Source organism: Pseudooceanicola antarcticus (assembly GCF_900215355.1).
GTDB classification, from domain to species: domain Bacteria; phylum Pseudomonadota; class Alphaproteobacteria; order Rhodobacterales; family Rhodobacteraceae; genus Pseudooceanicola; species Pseudooceanicola antarcticus.
On record NZ_OBEA01000002.1, the window covers coordinates 1 to 24,449 of the forward strand.

Consider the following 24,449-nt stretch of genomic DNA (forward strand, 5'->3'; position numbering starts at 1 on the left):
CCCGGAAGTTAAGTGCCGTCGCGCTGATGGTACTGCGGCTTAAGTCGTGGGAGAGTAAGTCGCCGCCAGACCTAGTAAAGATCCAATAAAACGATGAAATCTAAGACAAAACCGGCCGCCCCAAAAGGGCGGCCGGTTTTGCATTTGGGACAGCTACTCACGCAAGCTGAGGAGCTCTCGCCTCTCGAGGCTCTGCGCTTCGCCATGTGAGTGGTCGAGGCAGAGAGCCAGGGTCTTCCTTGCCAGGCGGCTACTGTATGGGGTGCTTGCTTCCGCCGTCTCGATCAGCCCCAGTCGCCCGGCGGGCGGGCCCAGACCTGTCCTTGTCACCCTTCGGCGCCCAGAGCAGAGGCGCTGTGCGCGTCCGTGAGGGCCTGGTCGAGCGAGGGGGCGCCTTGGAGCTACTCCAACCCAGGCGATCTTACGCGGGCCGTCCCTTCAGCTCTCCGACGTCCAGCACGGGGGAGGCGTCCATCTCGTCGGCGTCCAGCATCGCCGCGACGCGCTCCAGGGACGCGATGAGCTGCGCCTGCTCCCAGTCCTCCAGAGCCTCGAACTTGCGAACGTAGCGTTGTTGTAGGGGATCGGGGGCATTGGCCAGGGTCTCCCGACCCTTCTCGGTGACCGCGATGTTCATCTGCCGGCGGTCCACCTCGCTGCGCTCGCGGCTGACCATGCCCTGGCGCTGCAGCTTGTCCAGCAGCGCGGTGACGGTGCCCTGGGTCACTCCCATCTGCACCGACAGCCCCTTGGGCGTTGTGAGGCCCTTCTCGGCCACCAGCTGCAGCACGCGGAACTGCACGGGGCTGAGCCCCGCAGCGCTCGCCAGTTCTTTTCCGAAAAGCTCTGTCGCGCGCAGGATTCGCCGGAGCGCGATCAGGCTGTCATCCGTGCGATCCATGCCGGTTAGCCCCATCTTCAAAGGTGTACCATCGTCGCACCCTGAGCTCGGGAAGGCAATTCTTTGCCTATATGTATCAAAATCATTACGCATGACTTAAGAAAAATGGCGTGTAGCCCTTAAAATCAAGAGCAAAACACCGAAAAACCCAAGAAAATATGGGTTCGGGGAAGAAAATTACTTTGAGTGGTTGAAATAATTTCTCGTGGAGTTATTTTGATTGGCGAAGCAACAAGAGTGCGAGACACATGCTTGACGGAAGTGGAACACTACGACCGACCAACCTGACGCTGCGGAAGCCGACCTCCGAGGACGGTTCCGCCATCTGGGACCTCGTGCGCGCCTGCAAGCCGCTGGACGAGAACTCGATGTATTGCAACCTGGTGCAGTGCGATCATTTCGCCGACACCTGCGTGCTGGCCGAAGAAGCCGAGAAGGGCGTCATCGGCTGGATCTCGGGCCATATGGTCCCGAGCGATCCGGGTACGCTCTTCGTCTGGCAGGTGGCCGTTTCGGCCGAGGCGCGCGGCATGGGGCTGGGGGGCAAGATGCTCTCTCATCTCGTGAACCGCGACGGGCTGGATGTGGAACGCATCAAGACCACCATCACGGCGGACAACGAGGCCTCCTGGGCGCTCTTCCGTCGCTTCTCTGACCGTATGGGCGGCGATCTGAGCCACGCGCCCCATTACACGCGGTCCGACCACTTCGATGGCGCCCACGCCACCGAACACATGGTCACGATTGAGCTCGGCTCCGAAGCAGGCTCGGCGGCGAAGAAAGCCGCCTGAGCCCGCGCGCTCGACCCCCCATCCCCCAATCCCCCGAGGTACCCCCAATGACGACTGTTACGACAGGCGACAAATCGATCTTTACCCGACGTGAGTCCGAGGCGCGCAGCTACTGCCGCAGCTTCGACACCGTCTTCACCAAGGCCAGCGGCTCGATCATGACCGACGCCGAAGGGCGCGAGTACATCGACTTCCTGGCCGGCTGCTCCTCGCTGAACTACGGGCATAATGACCCGGACATGAAGCAGGCGCTGATCGAGCATATCTCGGCCGATGGCATCACCCATGGCCTGGACATGTACACCCAGACCAAGGCCGACTTCCTGCAGAGCTTCGAGGACAACATCCTCAAGCCGCGCGGCATGGACCACAAGGTGATGATGGTCGGCCCGACCGGCACCAATGCCGTTGAAGCTGCCATGAAGCTGGCCCGCAAGGTCACTGGCCGCTCCAACATCGTGGCCTTCACCAACGGTTTCCACGGCATGACCCTGGGCGCCCTGGCGGCGACCGGCAACGAAGGCAAGCGCGGCGGTGCAGGCATGGACCTGCACGGCGTGACCCGCATGCCCTACGAAGGCGCCTTCGGTGAAGACGTCGACACGCTGTCGATCATCGAACAGATGCTGGACAACCCCAGCTCGGGCATCGACGCCCCCGCGGCCTTCCTGCTGGAGCCCGTGCAGGGCGAAGGCGGCCTGAACGCCGCGTCGAAGGAATGGATCGAAGGGATCGCCAAGCTGGCCAAGAAGCATGGCTCGCTGCTGATCCTCGACGATATCCAGGCCGGTATCGGCCGCACCGGCACCTTCTTCTCGTTCGAGGAGATGGACGTGCAGCCCGACCTGATCCCGATGGCAAAAAGCCTCTCGGGCATGGGCCTGCCCTTCGCCGCGCTGCTGGTGCGTCCGCAGCATGACGTCTGGAAGCCCGCCGAGCACAACGGCACCTTCCGCGGCAACACCCATGCCTTCGTCACCGCCCGCGTGGCGATCGAGAAGTTCTGGGCCGACGATGCCTTCCAGAAGGAGATCGAGACCAAGTCCGCGATCCTCTCGGAAGCGATGCATGAGCTGGCCAAGGAGATTCCCGGTGCAACGGTCAAGGGCCGTGGCATGATGATGGGTGTCGACGTGGGCTCCGGCGATCTTGCCGCCGAGATCTGCGCCGAATCCTTCCGTCAGGGCCTGATCATCGAAACCTCGGGTGCCGAGGACGAGGTGGTCAAGGTGCTGGCCCCTCTCACCACGCCGGTGGAAACCTTCCGCAAGGGTCTGAAGATCCTGCTGGAAGCCGCCGCCAAACAGAACCAGATGCAAATCGCTGCGGAGTAATCCCCATGATCGTTCGTGACTTCAACAAGATCACCACTGAAGAAAAAGACCGCGTCGTTTCCGATGCCAATTGGACCTCGGTCCGCATGCTGCTGGCCGACGACGGCATGGGCTTTTCCTTCCACATCACCTTCCTGGAAGCCGGTTCGGAGCACACGTTCCACTACAAGAACCACTTCGAGAGCGTCTACTGCATGAAGGGCAAGGGCCGGATCACCGACCTGGCCACCGGCGAGACGCACGAAATCCACCCCGGTGTCATGTACGCGCTCAACGAGCACGACAAGCACACCCTGGTCGCCGATGAAGAGCTGGTCATGGCCTGCTGCTTCAACCCGCCGGTGACCGGCAACGAAGTGCACCGCGAAGACGGCTCCTACGCGCTGGAAGACGCCTGAGGCGCGGGCCGGGCGTTCTGCCCGGCCCCCTCTCTTCCCCCCATAACAAGGAGCCCGGCTGGACAGGGCCGGGAGACCCCCAAGTGACTTTTGCAAACCATACCGTTGAAAAGATCGGCGGCACCTCGATGTCGAAGGTGCACGAGCTGCGTGACAGCCTGCTGATCGGCGATTCCGAGAACCCCTATGGCCGGGTCTTTGTCGTCTCGGCCTTCGGCGGCATTACCAACCTGCTGCTCGAGCACAAGAAATCCGGTCAGCCCGGTGTCTATGCGCTGTTCTCCAACGACGACAACGCGCACGGCTGGCTCGACGCTCTGTCGGATGTGGCGCAGGCCATGCGCGAGGCGCACGGCGTCGTGCTGGACCACCCCGCCGACATCCACGCCGCGGATGAATTTGTCCGCGAGCGGATCGAGGGCGCACGCTCCTGCCTGTTCGACCTGCAGCGTCTATGCTCTTACGGCCACTTCCGCCTCAGCGACCACATGATGGACATCCGCGAGCTGCTGTCGGGGCTGGGCGAGAGCCATTCGGCCTATGTCACCACCCTGATGCTGCAACGCGCTGGCGTGAACGCCCGCTGCGTCGATCTCTCGGGCTGGCGCGACGAGAGCGAGCTGACCCTGGAAGAGCGCATCACCGCCGGTTTCGACCAGGTGGATTTCGCCACCGAGCTGCCCATCGTCACCGGCTATGCCCAGTGTACCGAAGGCCTGATGCGCGAGTTCGACCGCGGCTATTCCGAGGTGACCTTCGCCAATATCGCCGCGCTGACCAAGGCGCATGAGGCGATCATCCACAAGGAATTCCACCTCTCCTCTGCCGACCCGAAGCTGGTCGGTGCGGACGCGGTGCGCAAGCTGGGCCACACCAACTACGACGTGGCCGACCAGCTGTCGAACCTCGGCATGGAAGCGATCCATCCCAAGGCCGCCAAGATCCTGCGCAAGGCGGGCATCTCGCTGCGCGTCGCCAATGCCTTCGAGCCGAAGGACCCCGGTACGCTGATCGACGAAGAGGCCGCCGAGACCGCTTCGGTCGATATCGTCACCGGCCTCGGTGTCGTGGCGCTGGAGGTCTTCGAGCAGGACATGGTGGGCGTGAAGGGTTACGACCAGCAGATCCTGGAAGTGCTGGCCCGCCACAAGGTGCGCATCGTCTCCAAGGGCTCGAACGCCAACACGATCACCCACTACCTGGACGCGCCGCTGAAGGCGATCCGCCGCGTCGAGCGTGACCTGGTGAAGGCCTTCCCGAACGCCCAGGTCCGTATCAATCGCCTGGCGCTGGTGTCGGTTATCGGCCGCTCGCTCGATGGCCTGGAAGTCACTGAACGCGGCCTGGCCGCCCTGCGCGAGGGTGGGGTGAAATGCCTGGCCGTGCAGCATGTGCCGGGTTCGGTCGACGTGCAGTTCCTGGCCGCCTCGGATGCCGAGGACAAGGCCACGACGCTGCTGCACCGCGCCCTGGTCGAGGATCAGGCAGAGGCGCCGTCAAAGCAGCTGAAAGCTGCCTGAGAAATTCCGGCCCCGTGACACTCGGGGGCCGGTCCGGTTGGGGGAGAAGCCGTCCGCAGCGCCGCAAGGCCGCGGGCGGCTTCATTATTTCCGCTGATCTTCGCCGCCGTCACGTTTCGTTGTCCTGGACGCTCTGCCCCACGGCTTTTGTCATCGAGGTCGAGGCCCGCTGGTCGATCAGCGAGATCGTCAGCCCGGTCAGATCCGACTTGCCATCGGCATAGGGCGAGAAGGCCAGCCGGTAGTTGGCCTCTGCCGTGTCGATGGTGAATTCCTTCGGCTGGCGCAGGTTGAAGACCTCTGCCGCGGGGCTGGAAAGCGAGGGGAAGCCCTCGGGGATGGTCAGCTGCGACAGGTGCAATCCGATGGTCGGGATCTCTCCGATCTTAAAGAACTCGCGCGCCAGGTCCGAAGCGCGGCGCACCATCAGTGCCGGGTCCACCGCCAGCACCACGAAGGGCACGTCGGTCAGGATCGCATCCAGATCCGCCAGCACCGCCTGCAGCTCGGCCGAGTTGATCTGCAGCTCTTCGTTCACCGTGATCAGCTCTTCATTGGCCGACTGAAGCTCCTCGTTCGAGGTCTCGAGCTCTTCGTTGGTGGCCTGCAACTCTTCGTTGGTCGACTGCATCTCTTCGTTGACCGATTGCAGCTCTTCGTTGGTGGTCTGCAATTCCTCGACCGTCTGCTGCAAGGCCTCCTGGGTCGAGCGCATGTCGGCTTCCATCCGTTCGACATAGGCGCGGTCGTCGCTGTCCAGCCCCTGGCGCTCGTGCAGCGCTTCGTCGACATGGCGGGTCTCGATGGCAATCAGGCAGTTGTCGGCCTTCGAGGCCTGGGCGCTCATCGGGTAGCAGCGGAAGCGTACGCGATTGGTTTCGGCCAGCTCGAAGCTGTGCCAGCGAGAGCTGCGCTGGCAGCGCCCCTTGAGAGCGATGGCAATCAGGCTCATCACCTCGTCGCGCAGGGGGCGGCGCAGCAGGCGGGTGTTCATCGCCAGCGGGCCGCTTTCATTCAGCTCGATGAAGGGAGAGATATCGCCGATGATCCGCAGGATGTCGCCGCCGCGGGTGGCGATGAAGCCGGTCGGCGCGACCGATTTCACCAGCGCGTCGAACATGCCGTCTTCGCTGTCCGTACCCTCTCGCGCCGGCGGTCGTTCCCCGGCCTCGGCCACGCCCTGGCGGTAGCCCCCGGACGAGAGTTCGGGGAAACGGTAGTTCGCCACCCGGCTTGTGCGGCGCTTGGCATAGATCTTCTCGCTGCCGTGGAAGGGTTCAAAATGCGCCTCAAGCGCGCCGACGGTCTCTGAGGTGCCGAGGAACAGCATCCCCTGGGGCGCCAGTGCGTAGTGGATGCGATAGAGGACGCGCTCCTGCAACGGGGCCTCGAAGTAGATCAGGAGGTTGCGGATCGAAACGAGGTCGAGATTGATGAAGGGCGGATCCTGGAAGATGTTGTGGCGCGAGAACAGCGTCACGTCGCGCAGCTCGCGCGTCACATGCAGCTCATTGCCCGAGATATCGAAGTAGCGGGCCAGCAGGTGGCTGGGAATGTCCTGCGCCGCCGACACCGGGTATACCCCGCGCCGCGCCACGTCGAGGGCGCGGTCGTCGATATCCGTGGCGAAGATCTGCACCTGCCGCTTCTTCAGCGCCTTTGGGCCGCCCAGGGCCTCGGCAAAGAGGATGGCGATGGAATAGGCCTCTTCGCCGGTGGCGCAGCCGGTAACCCAGACCCGCAGCTGCCGTCCGCCCTCGCGGGCCACCAGCTCGTCGATCTGGATCTTGAGCTGATCGAACTGCAGCGGGTCGCGGAAGAACCGGGTGACCGAGATCAGCAGATCCTTGTAGAGCGCATCGACCTCTTCCTGCGCGGTGCGGCAATGGTCGACGTACTCGGCATAGGTCTCCAGTTGCAGCGCGGCCATCCGCCGGGCGATGCGGCGGTTGATCGTGGTTTCCTTGTAGCCGCGGAAATCCACGCCGGTGCGCGCCAGGAGGATCTGCAGAAGATCGGCCAGCTTGGTCGGGTGCTGGGCGGTGATCTTCAGGTCGTCGAAATTGCGCGGATGCACCAGGATGCGCTCGAACTGCTGACCGATCCGCTCGGGCGTCTGGGTCAGGTCGATGCAGCCGGTGGCGATGGCCGAGGCCGGCATGCCGTCGTATTTCGCCGAATCCACGTCCTGGGCGATGGTGATGCCCCCGGCCTCGCGGATCGCCTGCACCCCGTAGCTGCCATCCGAGCCGGTGCCCGACAGCACGATCCCCACGCTGCGCTCGCCGAACTGGTCCGCCAGGCTCTGGAACAGCCGGTCCGCCGAGGGCTTGGGGGTGGCGGGATGTCCGAAGGGTTCGGCCAGGCAGAGCTGGCCATCGCGGGCGATGACATCGGAATTGGGCGGGGTGACATAGATCGTGCCGGGCTCGGGCGTGACGCTGCCGCGCAGCTCGACCACCGGCAGCCTGGTCTCGCGCGAGATCAGCGAGGTCAGCAGGCTCTTGTGGGTCGGGGACATGTGCTGCGCGATCACATAGGTCGCCGGCACCTTGTCCGAGAGGTTCTGGACCAGCAGCGTCGTGGCCTCAAGCCCGCCGGCCGAGGCGGCGATACCCACCACGGTCAGCGCCGGAGGCGCGTTCTCTTCGCTGCCCTCGGGCGGGGTCCGGGCTTCCGGCGAAATCTCCGAGGTATCAGCAGCCTGCTCTAGCTTGTCCGCATCATCATCCATGGCAGCCCCCTACCGGCATGAGACTATCAAAACAGCCGTGCGTGGTGAAATACAACTAAAATTCAATGATTTACCACGAACCCGTATAAACTCGTCTGGTCTCGGGCAGGCCAGGGTAAGGACAGGTGCGGGGGCAGCTGTTGACGACAGTGTTGAATTTATCTTGCCGGGCCCGTCGCCCTTAATCTTGTCTTAAGGGTTCGGTTCAATTCTGCGGGCGCGGCGAAGCCGTGGAACCCAACCTGAGCAGGAGCGGCAAGTGGCGACACGGGCTGAGCAGACGAAATTCGCCGGATACCTGGGCTGCGACGAGGCGACGGGTCGCTATCGCGTCCGCTCCATCGACATTTCCCACACGGGTCTGCTGCACAAGCTGACCTTTCCGGACCAACCCGCCCTTGAAGAGGTCTTCGTCGAGCCCCTGGCGCTGGAGATCTGCGACACTCTCGAGGGGATGGACAGCCAGGGAGAGATGCTGTCGCGTTCGGATTACGAGCTGTTGCTGCCCGGCGCGACCTTTCGCAAGCTGCGGCTGCACACCAGCTTTCACCCGACGCGAGGCTGCGAGGCCAGCTTCTGGTTCAGCTCCTTCGAGGGCCAGCCGCTGGTGGCCCTCCGGCACTACACGGAGGCGCTGTCGCGGCTGCCCGAGATGGCCCAGGTCGGCAAGCTGGCGATCGAGACCATCGACCGGGTGCTGATCCCGGCGCTCAACGTGATCTCTTCGATCCGCGCCTCGGGGGCGCAGCATAACCTGCAGGTCTACGCCGATTACACCACGCGGCTGGTGCAGGAGGCCGATGACCTGATCCTCTACGCCGAGCTGGTCAAGCGACTGGTGCAGAACCAGGACATGTCCGGCGAGACCCTGGAGGCCGCCGAGGGCTTCCTGCCAGAGCAGCTGCGCCGGATCGCCCGCGGCGGTTAGACGTTCAGCGCCCCTTGCAGGCCAGGAAGCTCCGGGCCACGCTCTCCAGCAGTGCGGGGTAAAGCGCCGGACCGGCCTCGAGCGCGCTGCCAAGGGGGTCGATCACCTCGACCCGCAGGGCTGCATCCTCGGACAGGCTCCTTGCCAGGCCGGTGTTGAACTGGGGTTCGGCGAAGATGCAATCCACCCCGTGTTCCAGAAGTTCATCCCGCAGCTCTGCCACCCGCGCGGCACCGGGCGAAGAGGCCGCGCCGTCCGAGATGGCACCGAGGTTCTTCAGCCCGAAGCGGCTCTCGAAATACTGGTAGGCATCGTGGAAGACCATGAAGCGCACGGGACCTGCGGCCTCCAGCGATGCCGCCAGCTGCCGGCTCTGTTCGGCAAGCTCGGTCCGCGCCGCCTCGGCATTGGCGCGGTAGAGCGCGGCATGTTCGGGATCGGCCGCGGCCAGGGTCTCGGCGATGACGCTTAGCCAGGCGCGGGCGTTCTCGGGGTCCAGCCATGCGTGGGGGTCGAGGCCTTCGTGGAAATGGCCCTCGTGGCCCTCGTGCTCTTCGGCTTCGGCATCGCCCTCTTCCAGCGTTGCGCCGTGGCGGAACTGCAGTTGGGTGGTGCCGGGGGCTTCGACCAGCTCGATCAGCTGGGCCTGGCTGGCCAGGCTCTCGAGCGGCGTTTCCAGCCAGGGGGTCAGGGCCTCGCCGATCCAGAAGACGATCTGTGCCTGCTGCAGGTCCCGCGCCAGCGAGGGGCGCAGCGCATAGCCATGCGGCGATGCACCGGGCGGCAGGATCACGTCGGGGGTGCCCGCCCCCTGCATGACCTGTGCCACCAGGGAATGGACCGGGGCGATATCGGTGACCACCCGCGGCGCCTCGGCACGCAGGGGCAGGGCCCCAAGAGCCAGTGCCATCAGTCCAGCTGCCATCCGTGTCAGGATCATATCGGCCTCGATCTTGTGATAATGTAACAGAGGGCGGCTTGATAGCGGAGATACTATAACATATCAAGGGCACAAAGTTCACGAAGGAGCACGCCATGGAAACGACCGGATTCGCCCGCCATGACCACGGGGCCTGCATCCGCGACGGGGTCACCGCGGTGGCCGAGCATTGCCGCGCCGAGGGGCTGCAATTCACCCCGGTCCGTCGCCGCGTGCTCGAGCTCCTGCTGGAGGGCCACCGGGCGCTTGGCGCCTATGACATCCTCGACCGGCTGCGCGAAGAGGGGCTGGGCAGCCAGCCGCCGGTGGCCTACAGGGCGCTGGATTTCCTGGTGAAGAACGGCTTTGCCCACAAGATCGAGCGGCTGAATGCCTTTGTGGCCTGCGCCTGTCCGGGCGAGAGCCACATGCCCGCCTTCCTGATCTGCCGCAAATGCGACAAGGTGGCCGAGGCCGAGGCCGACATGCGCGAGGGCAAGCTGGCCCAGAGCGCTGCCGAGGCCGGGTTCCATATCGAACGCGCCGTGGTCGAGGCCGAAGGGCTCTGCCCCAATTGCAGCGGAGCCGCCGCGTGACCAGCCTCGTCGAGCTGCGCGGCGCGCGGGCCTCCCTGGGGGGGCGCGAGGTTCTGACCGGGGTCGACATGACCCTCGAGCGCGGAGAGATCGTCACCATCGTCGGCCCCAACGGCTCTGGCAAGTCGACGCTGATGCGGCTGATCATCGGTGCCGTACCCCTGCAGGGCGGCAGCCTGACCAGGGCGCCGGGCCTGCGCATCGGCTATGTGCCGCAGAAGTTGCAGATCGACCCGACGCTGCCGCTCTCGGTGCGCCGCTTCCTGTCGCTGCCCGCGCGGGTCAGTGACGCGGCCGCCGCCGAAGCACTGGAACACGCAGGCGGCACCGGGCTGGAGCAACGCCAGATGGCCGATCTCTCGGGCGGGCAATTCCAGCGCGTGCTGCTGGCCCGCGCCCTGTTGACCCGGCCCGACCTGCTGATCCTCGACGAGGCGACGCAGGGCCTCGACCAGCCCGGCTCGGCCCGCTTCTACCGCCTGATCGAACAGCTCCGGCAGGAGCTGGGCTGCGGCGTGCTGATGGTCAGCCACGAGCTGCACGTGGTCATGGCGGCCTCGGACCGGGTGCTGTGCCTCAACGGCCATGTCTGCTGCGAAGGTGCGCCCGAGCACGTGGCCAGCGCGCCCGAGTACCGGGCGCTCTTCGGCAGCGGCACCCAGGGGGCACTGGCGCTCTACCGGCACCAGCATGATCACGATCACGGGGTGGCCTGCGATCATGATCATGACCACGGGCATGCGCATCACGACCACCACGACCATGGAAGCCACTCCGATGCTTGACGATTTTCTTGTCCGTGCCGCCCTCGCCGGGCTTGGCGTGGGGCTGGCGGCCGCGCCGCTCGGCTGCCTCGTGGTCTGGCGCCGCATGGCCTATTTCGGCGATGCCACCGCCCATGCGGCGATCCTCGGCGTGGCGCTGTCGCTGGCCTTCGACATGTCGATCTTCACCGGCGTCCTGGTGATCGCGCTGAGCATGGCCATGCTGGTCTCGACGCTGTCGGGCAAGGGCTATGCCATGGACACCCTGCTGGGCGTCATGGCCCATTCGGCCATCGCCTTCGGCCTGGTCGCGGTCTCTTTCGTCTCGGGCGTCAGGATCGACCTCATGGCCTATCTCTTCGGAGACATCCTGGCCGTCGGAAAGACGGATCTGCTGGTGATCTGGGGCGGCGCGGCGATGGTGCTGGTGCTACTGGTCTGGCGCTGGCAGGCGCTGCTGACGGCAACGCTCAGCCCCGACCTGGCCCGAGCCTCGGGCATCAACCCCGAGCGCGAGCGCCTGGTGCTGACCCTGGCCCTGGCGCTGGTGGTGGCGGTAGCGATCAAGGTCGTGGGCACCCTGCTGATCGCGGCCATGCTGCTGATCCCGGCCGCCGCCGCGCGGCCCTTCGCCCGCACGCCCGAGGCCATGGCGCTGATCGCGGCGGTCTTCGGCGGGGTCTCGGCGCTTGGCGGGCTGCAGGCCTCGCTCTGGTTCGACACGCCGACCGGGCCCTCGGTGGTCTGCCTGGCGGCGCTGATCTTCCTCGGCGCCTCGTTTATCGACCTGCTACGACGCGGGCTGAGCGCTCAGGCGAAGTAGTCCCTGGCCGAGAGCGCGCGGTCGTAGTCCAGATAGAACTCATCCAGCTGCGGCGGCAGCACGCCGGTGGTCTGCAGCTGCACATGGGCCTGGCCCCGGTGGTGGATCTGGTGCTGGAAGACATGCAGCAGCAGGGCCTCGACCTTTTCCTCGACCGGGCCGCAATCGCGCAGGGTCACGCGGGTCTCGTCCAGGGTCTCGGGCGTCATCTCGTGGCAGAAGGTGGTCAGTGCCATGTCCACCTCGGCCTGGGCCGCCGCAAGGCTGGGCACGTCCGCCAGGTCGGGCAGATCGCGCAGGGCCTGGCCCTTGCCGCCGCCGGTAAGGGCGTCGACGTAGTAGCGATCCACCTGCAGGATGTGGTTCAGCGTCTTCTTCAGCGAGGGGAAGAACCCCGGCCGCTTCAGCGACAGCTCGACCGGGCCGACGCCCGCGAGACGGCGGTAGAAGGTGGCATTCGCCCAGGCGTTGTTCAGGGACATCAGGCGATAGGAACGGGTGGCGTCGGACATTCTTGCCTCCTTCGGGAACGGGGGTCGTGTCTTAGAAGTCTACCTTCACGCCCGGAAGGTCCAGAGCCTTGATCAGGTCGCGCATCTCCTGCCGGGCCGCGATGTTCGAGATATTGAGGCTGGAGACCCCCATATCCTTCAGGTCCAGCAGGGTCAGGCCACGCGGGAAGAGCTCACGGAAGATCACCCGCTCCGAGAAACCTGGTGCGACACGGAAGCCGATGCGCTTGGCCAGCTTCTGGATCGCGCTCTCCATCTTCTTCTTGTTGGTCATGTTCTGCGCACCCACGCGGTTGCGCAGCACCACCCAGTCGATGGGCTTCAGCCCGGCCTTGGCGCGCAGCTGGCGCGCCGCCCAGACCATCTCGGAGTAGACCGAGGGGCCGAGGATCTTCTCGCCCTCGCTGTCGATCCGCGCCAGCAGGTCGAAGTCGACGAAACTGTCGTTGAGCGGCGTGACCAGGGTATCGGCCAGCGCATGGGCGTCCTGGCTGAGACGGGTATGCGAGCCGGGGCAGTCGATCAGGATGAAGTCCGAGATCGGGTCCAGCATGTCCATGGCACGGGCCATGCGCGCATCGTTGATGTTCTCGCCCGGCTTCAGCTCCGAGGGGTCGACCTCGGGGAGGTCATGGAAGACCGGGCTGGGCAGGTTCTTGCCCTCTTTCTGCAGGGTGTGCTCCCGGTTCGAGGCATAGCGCGCGAAGCTGCGCTGGCGCAGGTCGAGGTCGAGCGCATTGACCCGGTGCCCCATGCGTGCAAGCGCCGTGGCGATATGCATGGAGACGGTGGACTTGCCCGCTCCGCCCTTTTCGTTTCCGACGACGATGATATGTGGCACGTTGGGTTCCCGGAGAAATGAGCCCCCCGGCGAGCGCCGCAGGGTGTTGCGGCAGGTCTACGGGAAAGCGGGGGCGGGCGGCAAGATATTGCCGTGCGGCAGTGCCTGAATGCGCCGGATCTGCAACGCGCGGCGCGTGGTTTTTCCGCTCCCGCGAAGCCGACCCTCACGCAGCCATTTTCGGGGCGGGGCGAAAGGCGGTGCCTAGCCCTCGACCGGCTGGCCGGTGATTGCGATGGCCAGGGCCAGCAGCATCAGCGCGCCCCAGAGCAGGCGGCGCGGCCCCTGTCCGTGGCGGGCGGCGATGGCACATTGCGCGGCGTAGTAGAGGGCGAAGGCCCGCGAGGCGAGAGAGATGATCTGGAAGACATCCGCCGTCCAGGTCAGCGCGATCCCGGCGAGGCACAGCACCAGGTAGCCCTGGCGCGGCGTGATGCGGTGATGCGAGAGCTCTGCCACCAGCCCGCCCGCGCCGCCGGTATCGGCCACGGCGGCGCTGAATTGCGCCGCCAGCGCCGCCGCGATCAGCATCAGCGGCAGCAGCGGAGAGACCTGCTGCATCATGGCGATCACGGCGGTTTCGCTGAGGTCGCCGTCAGGGATGGGCAGGGCGTAGACCAGCAGCGCGACATAGACCATGTAGATCGCCGCCGAGAGCAGCTGCGCCTGGCGCATGGAGGCGATCCGGGTGCGGGCGTTGTAGCTTTGCCCCAGGTAGCGGGCGGTCTCGAAACCCTGCACCGTCACCAGCAGGCCGAAGCCCAGGGTCAGCGCCCCGAGGCCCTGCTGGGCGGGGTCAGGCAGGATCAGCGCGTCCTGGCGGGCGGCACCGGTGAAGAACAGCGCCAGCCCGGCCAGAAGCCCGGCGATGATGGCCAGCTTCAGCGTCACGGTGATGTATTCCGCCCGCTCCAGCATCTTGAAGCCGCGCGTGTAGCCCAGCCCCAGGATCACCGCGAAGACCGCCGTGGTGACGAGGCGCGCCGGGGTGTGGCCCTGCCAGGGCGAGAGCTCGACCGCGAAGGCCCCAAAGAGGTTCAGGTAATAGGAGACCGAGATCACATAGGCGAAGGCCAGCAGGCCCGAGGCGATCTGCTCGGGCAGCGAGGCGCGGGCGGGGGCGTCTCCGATGCGGGCGATATTGGCGCGGATGGCGGCGCCGAAGCCCCAGGCGGCTAGGCAGAGCAGCGCCATGGCCAGCGGGGCCCAGGTGCCATAGCCATGGGCCAGGATCGGCCCCAGCACCAGGAAGCCCGACCCGATGATCGAGGCCAGCGGCGTGATCATCGCCCGCCAGTTGTCGTGGCGACGCAGGCCAGGCAGCCATAGCAGTGCCCCTGCGGCAAGGGCGGTGATCAGGATCAGTGGGGTCATCGGCAGGCATCCGTCAGGCGGTCCGGCCTTGAACTAGTCCCAGGGTCGCATGGGGGCAAGTCTCCGGCCGCGCGGCGTCCCGCAAGGCAAGCGCCCCCAAAGCAAAAGGGCCCGCCTGAGGCGAGCCCTTCCGTAACGCATCTGGCAGGGGCGATCAGAAGCCCAGGCCGGCGTACTTGTTCTTGAACTTCGACACGCGGCCGCCGGCATCCATCAGGCGCGAGGTGCCGCCGGTCCATGCGGGGTGCACGGTCGGGTCGATGTCGAGCGACAGGGTTTCGCCTTCGGAGCCCCAGGTGGAGCGCATCTTGATGATGGTGCCATCGGTCATCTTGACGTCGATGAAGTGGTAGTCGGGATGGGTATCCGTTTTCATGACGACTCTCCTCAGGCTTCTGCTTTGGTTTCGGCTTTGGGCTTGTAGTTCGTGACTTCCGCGATACGAGCGGATTTGCCACGACGCGAGCGCAGGTAGTACAGCTTGGCGCGACGGACGCGGCCACGGCGGACAACCTCGATGCTGTCGATGTTGGTCGAGTAGAGGGGGAACACACGTTCCACGCCTTCACCGAAGGAAATCTTGCGGACGGTGAACGAGCCGGCAATGCCCGAACCGTTCTTGCGCGAGATGCAGACGCCTTCGTAGTTCTGAACGCGGCTACGGGTGCCTTCGGTCACTTTGTAGCCGACGCGAATGGTGTCACCGGCTTTGAAATCGGGGATGTTTTTCCCCAGGGAAGCGATTTGCTCGGCTTCCAGCTGTGCGATCAGGTCCATCGCATATCTCCTAACTGCTCGCGGTTGTTCCGCGAAGGTCATTTCCGCCCCAGAGCTCCGCTCTTCGTCCGGGTCCCGCGTGATGCAGCCCGGCGGAGGTACAGGTCGCCGTTTTTATGTGTCCGTTTCTGCCCGACCGCACCGAAGACGCGAGGCCATGAGCAATTGAAACAGGTCCGGCTGGCCGATTCCGGCCCCGGACGAGCGGCGTATATGGGAATTCGCCCAACAGGGCAAGGCCGAAGGCGCTGTACACTGCTTTGCCGGCATGCGCGCCGGGCGGGTCATCGGCCCCTGTCTTCGCGGCGGGCGGGCTCAGCGCGGCTTGTGGACGTGGGCGCTCTGGATCAGGCCGAAGGCCAGCATCAGAACCAGCATCGCCGAACCGCCGTAGCTGACCAGCGGCAGCGGCACGCCCACGACCGGGGCAAGCCCCATGACCATCGACATGTTGACCGCCAGGAAGAGGAAGAATGTCGTGGAAATGCCGAGGGTCAGCAGCGCGGCATAGCGGTTCTGGTTGGTCATCGCCGAAGAGACGCAGAAGACCAGCACCAGCGCATAGAGCGCCAGCAGCGAGACCGAGCCGATGAAGCCGAACTCCTCGGCCAGGGTGGTGAAGATGAAGTCGGTGTGCTTCTCGGGCAGGAAGTTCAGCCGCGATTGGGTGCCCTGCATGTAGCCGCGCCCGGTCCAGCCGCCCGAGCCGAGGGCGATCTTCGACTGGGTGATGTGGTAGCCCGCCCCCAGCGGATCCTTCGAGGGGTCGAGGAAGGTGTCGATGCGGCGGAACTGGTAGTCCTTGATCAGCTGCCAGTCGGTGCCCCGGCTCTGGAAGACCGCGTAGACCAGGCCGACGGCTCCGGTGATCACGGTGGCGAAATAGGCCCAGTGGACCCCGGCCAGGAACATCACCGCGCCGCCGCCGGTCAGCAGCAGGATCGCGGTGCCCAGGTCGGGCTGTTTCAGCACCAGGAAGGTGGGCACCAGGATGATGATCACCGGGATCATGACGAAGACCGGGTGACTGACCTTTCGCAGGGGCAGCCAGTCGTAATAGGCCGCCAGGAACATCACCAGGCCGATCTTCATCAGCTCCGAGGGTTGCAGGCGCATGAAACCAAGGTCGATCCAGCGCTGCGCGCCCATGCCGACGGCGCCGAAGAACTCGACCAGCACCAGCAGCAGCAGGCAGGCCCCATAGGCCACGCCCGACACATTGCGCCAGAACCACACCGGCACCATGGCAACGATGAACATGGCCAGCAGGCCGATGGCGAAGCGCTTCATCTGCGGTTCGGCCCAGGGGCTGAAGCTGCCGCCGGCGACCGAGTAGAGCTGCAGGAACCCCACAGAGGCCACCGCCGTCAGGAGCAGCGCCAGCGGCCAGTTCAGGAAGAGGACCTTGCGCAGCCCGGAGGGCGTCGTCTTTACGGCATACTCTAGATAGCTCATGCGCGGCTCTTTGCCTCCCGACCCAGATCGGGGCGCAGGGCGCGCAGGCGCTCCTGCTGCTTGGCGATACGGTCACGGTCCTTGGCCGGGTAGGCCTCCAGCGGCGGGTCGCCCTGGTAAAGCGCCTGCAGGGTGATGTCGCGGGCGATGGGCGCCGCGGCGGAAGAGCCGCCGCCGCCATGTTCCACCACCACCGCCACGGCGATCTTAGGATCGTCGAAGGGCGCGAAATCGACCCAGAGCGCGTGGTCGCGGCGCTCCCAGGGAAGATCCTCGTTCGAGGTCACCCCGGCGGCGCGTTCGGCGGCCGAGATGTTGCGCACCTGGCTGGTGCCGGACTTGCCGGCCATGCGCTTGTCCTCGGCGATGATGCGGCTGGAATAGCCGGTGCCCTTGCGGTTGTTCGAGACCTCGTACATGCCATCGCGCACATAGGCGAGATGGACCGGGTTCAGGCCAAGGCTCTCGCCCGCGCCCGAGGGTTCCTCGACCCCGTCGATGGACTTGATCAGCCGCGGCGACACGGCCCGGCCCGAGGCGATGCGGGCGGTCATCACCGCCAGTTGCAGCGGTGAGGCCAGCACGTAGCCCTGGCCGATGGCGGCGTTGACGGTGTCGCCGATCAGCCAGTCCTGGTCATGCACTTCACGCTTCCAGGCCTTGGTCGGCGCCAGGCCTCCGGCGACGGCCGAGAGGGGCAGCTCGTGGCGCACCCCCAGCCCCAGCCGGTTGGCCATGGCGGTGATCTTCTCGATGCCGACCCGCGAGGCCAGCTCGTAGTAGTAGACATCGCAGCTCTCGCGCAGGGACTGGGCCATGTTCACATGGCCATGGCCGCCGCGTTTCCAGCAGTGGAAGCGCCGGTTCGAGACCTCAAGGTAGCCGCCGCACCAATAGGTGTCCTCGGGCGTGATCAAGCCCGCGTCGAGTCCGGCCAGCGCCACCACCATCTTGAAGGTCGACCCCGGCGGGTAGATGCCCTGCACGGATTTCGCCGCCAGCGGGCGATGGTTGTTCTGGGTCAGGGCGCGGTAGTCCGAGACCGAGATGCCGCGCACGAAGAGGTTGGGATCGAAGGAGGGGGCAGAGCCGACGGCCAGCAGGTCGCCGTTGGTGGTGTCGATCACCACGGCGGCCGCGCTCTCGTCGCCCAGGCGGGCCTGCACGTAGTTCTGCAGCATGACATCGGTGGTCAGCTGCAGGTTGGCGCCCGGCTCTCCCTCGCGGCGGTCGAGCTCGCGCATGACCCGGCCGACGGCGTTGACCTCGACCCGGCGGGTGCCGGCCGAACCGCGCAGCTTGTCCTCCATCTTGGCTTCCAGCCCGACCTTGCCGATCTGGAACCGCGGGATGCGCAGCAGCTGGTCCGGGTCGTCGATCTTCGACAGGTCGTAGTCCGAGACCGGGCCGACATAGCCCACGACATGGGCGAAGTCCTTCTCCAGCGGGTAGAAGCGCGACAGGCCCACGTCCGGGGTGATGCCGGGCAGGGCAGGGGTGTTGACGGCGATCTTGCTGACGTCTTCCCAGCTCACACGTTCGGCCAGGGTGATCGGCAGGAAGGGGGCAGAGCGCTTCATCTCGGACATGGCGCGCTCGATGTCCTCGGGCTCCAGCCGAATCAGCTGCGCCAGACGAGAGATGACCTCTTCCACGTTGCCGGCGTCCTCGCGGACGATGGTGATGCGGTAGGCGGGTTCGTTGCGGGCGATGGGCAGGCCGTTGCGGTCGAAGATCTCGCCCCGCGCCGGCGGGATCAGGCGCAGGTTGATGCGGTTCTCTTCCGCCAGCATGCGGAACTGGTCGGCCTGGTCGACCTGCAGGTGACGCATGCGGCCGGCGAGCAGGCCCATGAAGGCCAGCTGCGCGCCTCCCAGCACCGCCGCGCGGCGGGTGATCTTGCGGGTCGAGGCCGGGGTATCGCGGGGATTGCGGCTCATAGCCTGTGCCCCAGGCTGTCGACCTCGCCCAGAGCTGCCCGGCGCAGGCCGAAGAGCGCCGCCGAAAGCCCGGCGAGCAGCGGGTAGACGAGGATCGTGGCCGCCAGTTGCGACAGCATCACCGGCAGCGGCGGACGGTCGAGCAGGAAGAGGCCAAGGATCACCCAATAGCCCATCAGGACCAGCATGATCCCCAGCGAGGCAGTGACCCATTCGGTCATGAAGGCGCGGTCGCGCATCCGCCGGGCGCGGCGCTGCATGCGGTGGACGACGAAGGTGGCAAGGGCCGCCATCAGCCCCGGCGGGCGCATCTGCAGCAGGTCGGCAAGAAAGAAGATCCCGGCGATCACCGGCAGCGGTGCCAGCTCGGGACGGCGCAGCGACCAGACCATGGTCAGGCACAGCAGCAGGTCGGGCCCGGCCCAGAGCGCCGGGCGGGTCTGCAGCGGCAGCAGCGACCCCATGATCAGCACCAGGCAGAGCCCCGCGTAGGCGGCGCGCAGGGCCCAGCGTCGCGGGGCAGAGGCGCGGATCGGCTCAGCCATCGACGCCTCCCGCGGCCAGCGGCACCTCTGGTTGCAGCAGCGGGCCCTGCAGCGGGCCGGGCTCGGGCAGGATCAGGCCTCCGGGCTGGCTCAATTTCTCGGTGCCGAGGTGGCGCAGCACGCGCAGGAACTCCAGTCGCTCGTAATCGGCGGCGAGGCGGACGCGCATGCGGCCCTGCTTGTCCTCGGCCACCTGGCCGACCAGCAGCCCGGCGGGGAAGACCCCGCCATCGCCCGAGCTCACCACCCGGTCGCCGGGCCGCACCAGATCCGGGTCCTCGATGAAGTCGAGCGCCGGTGCCGCGGTATTGTCGCCCACCACCATGGCGGTCTGCCCCGACGGCTGGATCGTCACCGGCATCCGCGAGGAGGTATCCGTCAGCAGGATGACACGCGAGATCTTCTGCCCGACGCCCGAGATCCGCCCCACGAGGCCGATTCCGTCCATAGCCGCCCAGCCATCGACGATCCCGTCACGGGCCCCGATGTTGAGCAGCACCGACTGCCGGTAGGGCGAGCCTGCATCGGCCATCACCACGCCGGTGATATAGGTCAGCCGGGGGTCGAGCTGCACGTTGTTGAGGTCCAGCAGCCGGGCGTTCTCCTGCTCCAGCTGCAGGGCGGCCTCTTTCCAGGCCTTCATCTGCTGCAGCTCGCGGCGCAGTTCCTGGTTCTGCTGGACGATGCGCTGGTAGCTCTGGAAATCGCGCACGAGGTTCACCGCCCCGGTGACCGGCGCCATGGCCCAGTCCATCTGCGGTACCACGCGGTCGATGACCTGGGCGCGGAAACGCTCGACCCGCGGGCTGTCGATGCGCCAGACGAGGAAGATGGCGAAAAGCACAAGCACCAGCACCGACAGGATCAACCGTCGGAGCGGGGTGAGATAGTCCTCGTCCTGTGTTCTGTCCCTGGCCATCAAGCCCCCGGAAAGCTCGGAGGCGGGCCGGAAACCGGCCCCCTCTCAGGTGCCAAGCCTGAAAGGCTCAGCTGTCGTAGTCAATCGCGTGACGCAGTTGCTTTTCGTATTCCAGCGCCTTGCCGGTGCCCAGAGCCACGCAGTTCAAGCTTTCGTCAGCGATCGAGACACCAAGGCCGGTCTGCTCGCGCAGGGCAAGGTCCAGGTCGCCCAGCAGGGCACCGCCGCCGGTCAGCATGACGCCGCGGTCGACGATATCGGCGGCCAGGTCCGGCGGAGTGGCTTCCAGCGCGGTCATCACCGCTTCGCAGATCTGCTGCACCGGCTCGGCCAGCGCCTCGGCCACCTGGGCCTGGGTGATCTCGGTTTCCTTGGGCACGCCGTTCAGCAGGTCGCGGCCACGCACCTGCATCGAGGCGCCGCGTCCGTCGTCGGGCATGCGCGCCGTACCGATGGAGGTCTTGATGCGCTCGGCGGTCGATTCGCCGATCAGCAGGTTCTGCTGGCGGCGCAGGTAGCTGATGATCGCCTCGTCCATGCGGTCACCACCGACGCGCACCGAACGGGCATAGACGATGTCGCCAAGGGACAGCACGGCCACCTCGGTCGTACCGCCGCCGATGTCGACGACCATGTTGCCGGTGGGATCGGTGATCGGCATGCCGGCCCCGATGGCCGCGGCGATGGGTTCGGCGATCAGGCCGGCGCGGCGGGCGCCTGCCGACAGGACCGACTGGCGGATCGCGCGCTTTTCGACCGGGGTCGCACCATGGGGGACGCAGACGATGATCTTCGGCTTGGAGAAGGTCGAGCGCTTGTGAACCTTGCGGATGAAGTGCTTGATCATCTCTTCGGCGACGTCGAAGTCGGCGATCACGCCTTCGCGCATCGGCCGGATCGCCTCGATCGAGCCGGGGGTCCGGCCAAGCATCAGCTTGGCGTCCTCACCGACGGCCAGGACCTTCTTGACCCCATCCTTGACGTGATAGGCGACCACGGAAGGTTCCGACAGGATCACGCCCCGACCTTTCACGTAGACCAGCGTATTCGCCGTGCCGAGGTCGATCGCCATGTCCGAGGAGAAGAGCCCCGGCATCTTGTCAAAAATTCCCATGTCCTGTCCCGATATCCTTACCCGACAGCCCCGTCCCCCCGAGGCACATTATTGTTCGCCTTATATGCAGTGCAGGCGCAGTAGAAAAGGGGCGCGACGACAAGGATAAGCGCCATTTCGCCACGGAACGGGTTGTTGCGTCGTCAATGATCACTACGCGGGCCGCGTTTTGCTCCGGCAAGCGATTGGGATTGCCCGAAGGCCGGGCAGGGCGTATCGGAGACAGATGCTGTCGTACCAACATATCTACCACGCCGGGAACCCCGCTGATCTGCACAAGCATGCACTGCTGGCCGTCATGCTGGCACGCCTGACGGAAAAGCCCAAGCCCTTGAGTTACTTGGAAACCCACGCGGGCCGCGCGCTCTATGACCTTGCCTCGGACGAGGCGCGCAAGACCGGAGAGGCCGAGGCCGGGATCGGCGCGCTCTCGGGCCTCTTCGCCCCCGACCACCCCTTTGCGGAGGTGCTGTCGCGGGTCCGGGCACGCGAGGGCCGGACGGCCTACCCCGGCTCGCCCCTGATCGCCTCCGAGCTGCTGCGGGAGGGTGATTCCCTGCACCTGGCAGAGCTGCATCCGCAGGAGCAGGCGGCGCTGGCCCAGGCCATGGGGCGGCGCGCCAAGGTGCATCGCCAGGACGGCTACGAAATGGCCCTGTCGCTCTGCCCGCCCGAGCCGCGCCGGGGGCTTCTGATGATCGACCCCTCCTATGAGGTGAAGACCGAATACGACCGCGTTCCCCAGGTCATCCGGCAGCTTCATCGCGCCTGGAACGTGGGCGTGCTGGTGGTCTGGTACCCGATCCTCAAGGACGCCCGTCACCGCCCGATGCTGCGGGCGCTCGAGGCGCTGGACCTGCCCAAGGTGCTGCGCTCCGAGGTCTCCTTCCCGCCGGTGCGGGCGGGGCATGGCATGGTGGGCTCTGGCATGTTCGTGGTGAACACGCCCTATGGCACCGAGGACGAAGCCGCCCGCCTGGCGGCAGCCTTCAGGGAGATCGCATGACCGAGCTCGAGAAAATGCGCGCAGGCGAGTGGTTCGACACCCTGGACCCCGAGATCGACGACCTGCGCAGCGTCACGCGCCACGCGGTCTGGCAGCACAACCAGCTGCCCCCCGCAGAGCGCGGCCATTGCGGCCCGCTGCTGCGCGAGATGTGCGGGGCCTTCGACGACAGCGCCTATCTGGAGGCGCCGTTCCACTGCGCCTATGGTTTCAACCTGTTCCTGGGGCCGATGGTCTACCTCAACGTGGGCTGCGTGGTGCTGGACAGCGCGCCGGTGCGGATCGGCGCGCGCAGCATGCTGGGCCCGCAGGTCAAGCTGCTCTGCCCCGAGCATCACCACGATCCCAAGCTGCGCGGCGAAGGCCAGGAGATCGCCCGTCCGATCACCCTGGGCGAGGATGTCTGGATCGGTGGCGGCGCCACGGTCCTGGGCGGTGTGACGGTGGGCGATGGCGCGATCATCGGCGCGGGCGCGGTGGTGACCCGCGACGTGCCCGCGGGCGGCAAGGTGGCAGGTGTGCCCGCGCGCCCGCTCTGAGCCCCGGCTCTTCAACTTTCCCGTGGTCTGCGGCCACGGTCACGCTATCTTGCCCGGAGGCAGGAAAGGGAACTTCATGAGCGGACTTCTGGCGCTTCTCGACGACGTGGCGGCGATTGCCAAGGTGGCGGCCTCCTCGGTGGACGACGTGGTGGGGCAGGCGGTGAAGGCCTCCTCCAAGGCGGCGGGCGCGGTGATCGACGATGCCGCCGTGACGCCTAAATACGTGCAGGGCTTCTCTGCCAAGCGCGAGCTGCCGATCGTCTGGAAGATCGCCCGAGGCTCTCTTTTCAACAAGCTGGTGCTGCTCTTGCCGGTGGCCCTTCTGCTGGCCTCCTTCGCGCCCGGCCTGATCTCTCCGCTCTTGATGCTGGGCGGCTCCTACCTGTGTTTCGAGGGCGCCGAGAAGATATGGCACGTGCTGTCACCCTCCCATCATGACGTCGAAGAGCAGGTGCAGAAGAAGACCCATGGCGAGATCGGACTGGAAGAGCAGAAGGTGAAGGGGGCGATCAAGACCGACTTCATCCTCTCGGCCGAGATCATGACGATCACCCTGTCCGCCCTGCCGCCCGAACTGAACTTCTGGATCGAGGCCGGGGCGCTGGCGGTGGCCGGCATCATCATCACCCTGGTGGTCTATGGCGCGGTGGCCATCATCGTGAAGGCCGATGACCTGGGCCTGCTGATGGCCTCTTCCGGGCGGCTGGGCCTGACCCGCTGGCTGGGCCGGATGATCGTGCGCGGCATGCCCTTCCTGTTAAAATTGCTGACCATCATCGGCACGGCGGCGATGATCTGGGTCGGCGGTTCGATCATCGTGCATGGACTGCATGACCTGGGTTGGCATCTGCCCTACGAGGCGATCCACGACCTGGCCGTCAGCACCGCGGCCGGTGTCTCGGAGGCGCTGCACGGCGCGGTGGAATGGGCGGTGACGGCGGGGCTCGACGGCCTGGTGGGCCTGGCCTGGGGCGCGGTGCTGGTGGTGCTGTGGAACGGGCTGCGCGGGCTGAAGCCGGGCAAGGCGCATTGAGCAGCCCGCTGACGCCCGAGGCGCTGGGGCAAGAGCTCGCCCGGCGCGCGGGCGCGGCCTCCAGGCGCATGGTGGTGGCCATCGCCGGGCCTCCGGGGGCCGGCAAGTCCACCCTGGTGGACCAGCTTCAGGCAGCGCTGCGCGCAGATGGGCTGCCGACGCAGATCCTGCCGATGGACGGTTTCCACTACGACAACGCGATCCTCGACGCCCGTGGCCTGCGCCACCGCAAGGGTGCGCCAGAGAGCTTCGATGCCTGCGGCCTGATCCGCCTGTTGCAGGCGCTCGCCAATCCCGAGGCGCCGGATATCGCCGTGCCGGTCTTCGACCGCGCCGCCGACCTGTCGCGCGGCTCTGCCCGGATCATTCCCGCCCAGACCCGTGTGCTGCTGGCCGAGGGCAACTACCTGCTGCTGGACCGCGCGCCCTGGAATGCCCTGCGCCCCCTCGCGGATGTGACGGTGATGCTCGACTGCCCGCTGGAGGTGCTCGAGGCACGGCTGATGCGCCGCTGGCTCGCGCTTGGCCTGCCCGAGACCGAGGCCCGCGCCAGGGTCGAGGGCAACGACCTGCCCAATGCCCGCCTCGTGCTGGCCGAAAGCGCCCCGGCGGCGCTGCGGGTCTCGACCCGCTAGAATGCAGAAAGCCGCCCCGAAGGGCGGCTTTCGCAGGTCCTGCAAGGG

Annotated in this window: 25 protein-coding genes and 1 rRNA gene; 13 read left to right on the forward strand and 13 right to left on the reverse strand. The window is 66.4% G+C overall.

Features of this window, described 5'->3' with window-relative positions; translation table 11 throughout:
• Nucleotides 1-71 (forward strand): 5S ribosomal RNA (rrf, locus tag CRO50_RS20525); the annotation flags it as partial.
• A 350-nt stretch (nt 72-421) separates the two neighbouring features.
• On the opposite strand, the gene CRO50_RS04535 is transcribed toward rrf, so the two are convergent.
• Nucleotides 422-901 (reverse strand): MarR family winged helix-turn-helix transcriptional regulator, encoded by a 480-nt coding sequence (locus CRO50_RS04535; RefSeq protein WP_097144716.1) that lies wholly within the window; start codon nt 899-901, stop codon nt 422-424.
• A gap of 248 nt (nt 902-1,149) precedes the next feature.
• Here CRO50_RS04535 and ectA point away from each other — a divergent pair, with 248 nt between their 5' ends.
• The 4 genes from ectA (at nt 1,150) to CRO50_RS04555 (ending at nt 4,944) form a co-directional block, all read left to right on the forward strand.
• Complete coding sequence (gene ectA / locus CRO50_RS04540) at nt 1,150-1,692, forward strand: diaminobutyrate acetyltransferase (protein WP_097144717.1); 543 nt, start codon at nt 1,150-1,152, stop codon at nt 1,690-1,692.
• Between the two features lie 47 nt (nt 1,693-1,739).
• Nucleotides 1,740-3,026, forward strand: coding sequence for a diaminobutyrate--2-oxoglutarate transaminase (ectB, locus tag CRO50_RS04545; protein ID WP_097144718.1), 1,287 nt, complete (start codon nt 1,740-1,742; stop codon nt 3,024-3,026).
• 5 nt (nt 3,027-3,031) lie between these two features.
• Nucleotides 3,032-3,424 carry an ectoine synthase gene (locus CRO50_RS04550; RefSeq protein ID WP_097144719.1) on the forward strand — a complete coding sequence of 131 codons (393 nt, stop codon included), beginning with the start codon at nt 3,032-3,034 and terminating at the stop codon, nt 3,422-3,424.
• A gap of 83 nt (nt 3,425-3,507) precedes the next feature.
• Complete coding sequence (locus CRO50_RS04555) at nt 3,508-4,944, forward strand: aspartate kinase (protein ID WP_097144720.1); 1,437 nt, start codon at nt 3,508-3,510, stop codon at nt 4,942-4,944.
• Between the two features lie 109 nt (nt 4,945-5,053).
• Here the strand turns inward: CRO50_RS04555 and CRO50_RS04560 are convergent, their stop codons facing one another.
• Nucleotides 5,054-7,678, reverse strand: a complete 2,625-nt coding sequence (locus CRO50_RS04560) for a chemotaxis protein CheB (protein ID WP_097144721.1) — start codon at nt 7,676-7,678, stop codon at nt 5,054-5,056.
• Between the two features lie 259 nt (nt 7,679-7,937).
• Here CRO50_RS04560 and CRO50_RS04565 point away from each other — a divergent pair, with 259 nt between their 5' ends.
• Nucleotides 7,938-8,606, forward strand: coding sequence for a hypothetical protein (locus tag CRO50_RS04565; RefSeq protein ID WP_097144722.1), 669 nt, complete (start codon nt 7,938-7,940; stop codon nt 8,604-8,606).
• A 4-nt stretch (nt 8,607-8,610) separates the two neighbouring features.
• Here CRO50_RS04565 and CRO50_RS04570 read toward each other — a convergent pair whose 3' ends face one another.
• Nucleotides 8,611-9,516, reverse strand: a complete 906-nt coding sequence (locus CRO50_RS04570; protein ID WP_232617760.1) for a zinc ABC transporter substrate-binding protein — start codon at nt 9,514-9,516, stop codon at nt 8,611-8,613.
• A 125-nt stretch (nt 9,517-9,641) separates the two neighbouring features.
• Here CRO50_RS04570 and CRO50_RS04575 point away from each other — a divergent pair, with 125 nt between their 5' ends.
• From CRO50_RS04575 to CRO50_RS04585, 3 genes are read left to right on the forward strand one after another with little or no spacing between them, the layout of a single operon-like run.
• A complete protein-coding gene (locus CRO50_RS04575) occupies nt 9,642-10,121 on the forward strand; it encodes a Fur family transcriptional regulator (protein WP_097144724.1) in 480 nt (159 codons plus the stop codon).
• Nucleotides 10,118-10,906, forward strand: a complete 789-nt coding sequence (locus tag CRO50_RS04580; protein ID WP_232617759.1) for an ATP-binding cassette domain-containing protein — start codon at nt 10,118-10,120, stop codon at nt 10,904-10,906. The genes CRO50_RS04575 and CRO50_RS04580 overlap by 4 nt, the downstream gene beginning before the upstream one ends.
• Nucleotides 10,899-11,708 carry an iron chelate uptake ABC transporter family permease subunit gene (locus CRO50_RS04585; protein WP_097145330.1) on the forward strand — a complete coding sequence of 270 codons (810 nt, stop codon included), beginning with the start codon at nt 10,899-10,901 and terminating at the stop codon, nt 11,706-11,708. The genes CRO50_RS04580 and CRO50_RS04585 overlap by 8 nt, the downstream gene beginning before the upstream one ends.
• On the opposite strand, the gene CRO50_RS04590 is transcribed toward CRO50_RS04585, so the two are convergent.
• The 10 genes from CRO50_RS04590 to CRO50_RS04635 form a co-directional block, all read right to left on the reverse strand.
• Nucleotides 11,696-12,220 (reverse strand): DinB family protein, encoded by a 525-nt coding sequence (locus tag CRO50_RS04590; RefSeq protein WP_097144725.1) that lies wholly within the window; start codon nt 12,218-12,220, stop codon nt 11,696-11,698. The genes CRO50_RS04585 and CRO50_RS04590 overlap by 13 nt on opposite strands.
• A gap of 31 nt (nt 12,221-12,251) precedes the next feature.
• On the reverse strand, nt 12,252-13,061 hold the full coding sequence (locus CRO50_RS04595; protein ID WP_097144726.1) for a division plane positioning ATPase MipZ: 810 nt from the start codon (nt 13,059-13,061) through the stop codon (nt 12,252-12,254).
• Nucleotides 13,062-13,265: 204 nt separating this feature from the next.
• On the reverse strand, nt 13,266-14,435 hold the full coding sequence (locus CRO50_RS04600; RefSeq protein ID WP_097144727.1) for a hypothetical protein: 1,170 nt from the start codon (nt 14,433-14,435) through the stop codon (nt 13,266-13,268).
• 154 nt (nt 14,436-14,589) lie between these two features.
• Nucleotides 14,590-14,811, reverse strand: a complete 222-nt coding sequence (gene rpmE / locus CRO50_RS04605) for a 50S ribosomal protein L31 (protein ID WP_097144728.1) — start codon at nt 14,809-14,811, stop codon at nt 14,590-14,592.
• Nucleotides 14,812-14,822: 11 nt separating this feature from the next.
• Nucleotides 14,823-15,212, reverse strand: coding sequence for a 50S ribosomal protein L19 (gene rplS / locus CRO50_RS04610; RefSeq protein WP_097144729.1), 390 nt, complete (start codon nt 15,210-15,212; stop codon nt 14,823-14,825).
• A gap of 315 nt (nt 15,213-15,527) precedes the next feature.
• Nucleotides 15,528-16,667, reverse strand: coding sequence for a rod shape-determining protein RodA (rodA, locus tag CRO50_RS04615; protein ID WP_097144730.1), 1,140 nt, complete (start codon nt 16,665-16,667; stop codon nt 15,528-15,530).
• Complete coding sequence (mrdA, locus tag CRO50_RS04620; RefSeq protein WP_097144731.1) at nt 16,664-18,607, reverse strand: penicillin-binding protein 2; 1,944 nt, start codon at nt 18,605-18,607, stop codon at nt 16,664-16,666. Before mrdA ends, rodA begins: the two co-directional genes overlap by 4 nt.
• A complete protein-coding gene (locus CRO50_RS04625; RefSeq protein WP_097144732.1) occupies nt 18,604-19,152 on the reverse strand; it encodes a rod shape-determining protein MreD in 549 nt (182 codons plus the stop codon). The genes mrdA and CRO50_RS04625 overlap by 4 nt, the downstream gene beginning before the upstream one ends.
• On the reverse strand, nt 19,145-20,071 hold the full coding sequence (gene mreC, locus CRO50_RS04630) for a rod shape-determining protein MreC (RefSeq protein WP_097144733.1): 927 nt from the start codon (nt 20,069-20,071) through the stop codon (nt 19,145-19,147). The genes CRO50_RS04625 and mreC overlap by 8 nt, the downstream gene beginning before the upstream one ends.
• 67 nt (nt 20,072-20,138) lie before the next feature.
• On the reverse strand, nt 20,139-21,185 hold the full coding sequence (locus tag CRO50_RS04635) for a rod shape-determining protein (RefSeq protein WP_085889242.1): 1,047 nt from the start codon (nt 21,183-21,185) through the stop codon (nt 20,139-20,141).
• Between the two features lie 226 nt (nt 21,186-21,411).
• On the opposite strand from CRO50_RS04635, the gene CRO50_RS04640 reads away from it, so the two are divergent.
• From CRO50_RS04640 to CRO50_RS04655, 4 genes are all read left to right on the forward strand, one after another.
• Entirely contained in the window at nt 21,412-22,191 is a 780-nt protein-coding gene (locus CRO50_RS04640; RefSeq protein WP_097144734.1) for a 23S rRNA (adenine(2030)-N(6))-methyltransferase RlmJ, read from the forward strand.
• Entirely contained in the window at nt 22,188-22,730 is a 543-nt protein-coding gene (locus CRO50_RS04645) for a sugar O-acetyltransferase (RefSeq protein WP_097144735.1), read from the forward strand. Before CRO50_RS04640 ends, CRO50_RS04645 begins: the two co-directional genes overlap by 4 nt.
• Before the next feature lie 76 nt (nt 22,731-22,806).
• Entirely contained in the window at nt 22,807-23,766 is a 960-nt protein-coding gene (locus CRO50_RS04650; RefSeq protein ID WP_097144736.1) for a DUF808 domain-containing protein, read from the forward strand.
• A complete protein-coding gene (locus CRO50_RS04655) occupies nt 23,763-24,401 on the forward strand; it encodes a nucleoside/nucleotide kinase family protein (RefSeq protein ID WP_232617758.1) in 639 nt (212 codons plus the stop codon). Before CRO50_RS04650 ends, CRO50_RS04655 begins: the two co-directional genes overlap by 4 nt.
• Nucleotides 24,402-24,449 lie beyond the last annotated feature (48 nt).

What these genes read in the sequence shown, in the direction of transcription:
- CRO50_RS04645 (WP_097144735.1), top strand. Translation starts at nt 22,188, where the DNA reads ATGACCGAGCTCGAGAAAATGCGCGCAGGCGAGTGGTTCGACACCCTG.
- CRO50_RS04600 (WP_097144727.1), bottom strand. Translation starts at nt 14,435, where the DNA reads ATGACCCCACTGATCCTGATCACCGCCCTTGCCGCAGGGGCACTGCTA.
- CRO50_RS04535 (WP_097144716.1), bottom strand. Translation starts at nt 901, where the DNA reads ATGGATCGCACGGATGACAGCCTGATCGCGCTCCGGCGAATCCTGCGC.
- CRO50_RS04590 (WP_097144725.1), bottom strand. Translation starts at nt 12,220, where the DNA reads ATGTCCGACGCCACCCGTTCCTATCGCCTGATGTCCCTGAACAACGCC.
- rodA (WP_097144730.1), bottom strand. Translation starts at nt 16,667, where the DNA reads ATGAGCTATCTAGAGTATGCCGTAAAGACGACGCCCTCCGGGCTGCGC.
- ectA (WP_097144717.1), top strand. Translation starts at nt 1,150, where the DNA reads ATGCTTGACGGAAGTGGAACACTACGACCGACCAACCTGACGCTGCGG.
- CRO50_RS04635 (WP_085889242.1), bottom strand. Translation starts at nt 21,185, where the DNA reads ATGGGAATTTTTGACAAGATGCCGGGGCTCTTCTCCTCGGACATGGCG.
- CRO50_RS04550 (WP_097144719.1), top strand. Translation starts at nt 3,032, where the DNA reads ATGATCGTTCGTGACTTCAACAAGATCACCACTGAAGAAAAAGACCGC.
- ectB (WP_097144718.1), top strand. Translation starts at nt 1,740, where the DNA reads ATGACGACTGTTACGACAGGCGACAAATCGATCTTTACCCGACGTGAG.
- CRO50_RS04650 (WP_097144736.1), top strand. Translation starts at nt 22,807, where the DNA reads ATGAGCGGACTTCTGGCGCTTCTCGACGACGTGGCGGCGATTGCCAAG.
- CRO50_RS04640 (WP_097144734.1), top strand. Translation starts at nt 21,412, where the DNA reads ATGCTGTCGTACCAACATATCTACCACGCCGGGAACCCCGCTGATCTG.
- mreC (WP_097144733.1), bottom strand. Translation starts at nt 20,071, where the DNA reads ATGGCCAGGGACAGAACACAGGACGAGGACTATCTCACCCCGCTCCGA.
- CRO50_RS04560 (WP_097144721.1), bottom strand. Translation starts at nt 7,678, where the DNA reads ATGGATGATGATGCGGACAAGCTAGAGCAGGCTGCTGATACCTCGGAG.
- CRO50_RS04585 (WP_097145330.1), top strand. Translation starts at nt 10,899, where the DNA reads ATGCTTGACGATTTTCTTGTCCGTGCCGCCCTCGCCGGGCTTGGCGTG.
- rpmE (WP_097144728.1), bottom strand. Translation starts at nt 14,811, where the DNA reads ATGAAAACGGATACCCATCCCGACTACCACTTCATCGACGTCAAGATG.
- CRO50_RS04625 (WP_097144732.1), bottom strand. Translation starts at nt 19,152, where the DNA reads ATGGCTGAGCCGATCCGCGCCTCTGCCCCGCGACGCTGGGCCCTGCGC.
- CRO50_RS04570 (WP_232617760.1), bottom strand. Translation starts at nt 9,516, where the DNA reads ATGGCACTGGCTCTTGGGGCCCTGCCCCTGCGTGCCGAGGCGCCGCGG.
- CRO50_RS04575 (WP_097144724.1), top strand. Translation starts at nt 9,642, where the DNA reads ATGGAAACGACCGGATTCGCCCGCCATGACCACGGGGCCTGCATCCGC.
- rplS (WP_097144729.1), bottom strand. Translation starts at nt 15,212, where the DNA reads ATGGACCTGATCGCACAGCTGGAAGCCGAGCAAATCGCTTCCCTGGGG.
- mrdA (WP_097144731.1), bottom strand. Translation starts at nt 18,607, where the DNA reads ATGAGCCGCAATCCCCGCGATACCCCGGCCTCGACCCGCAAGATCACC.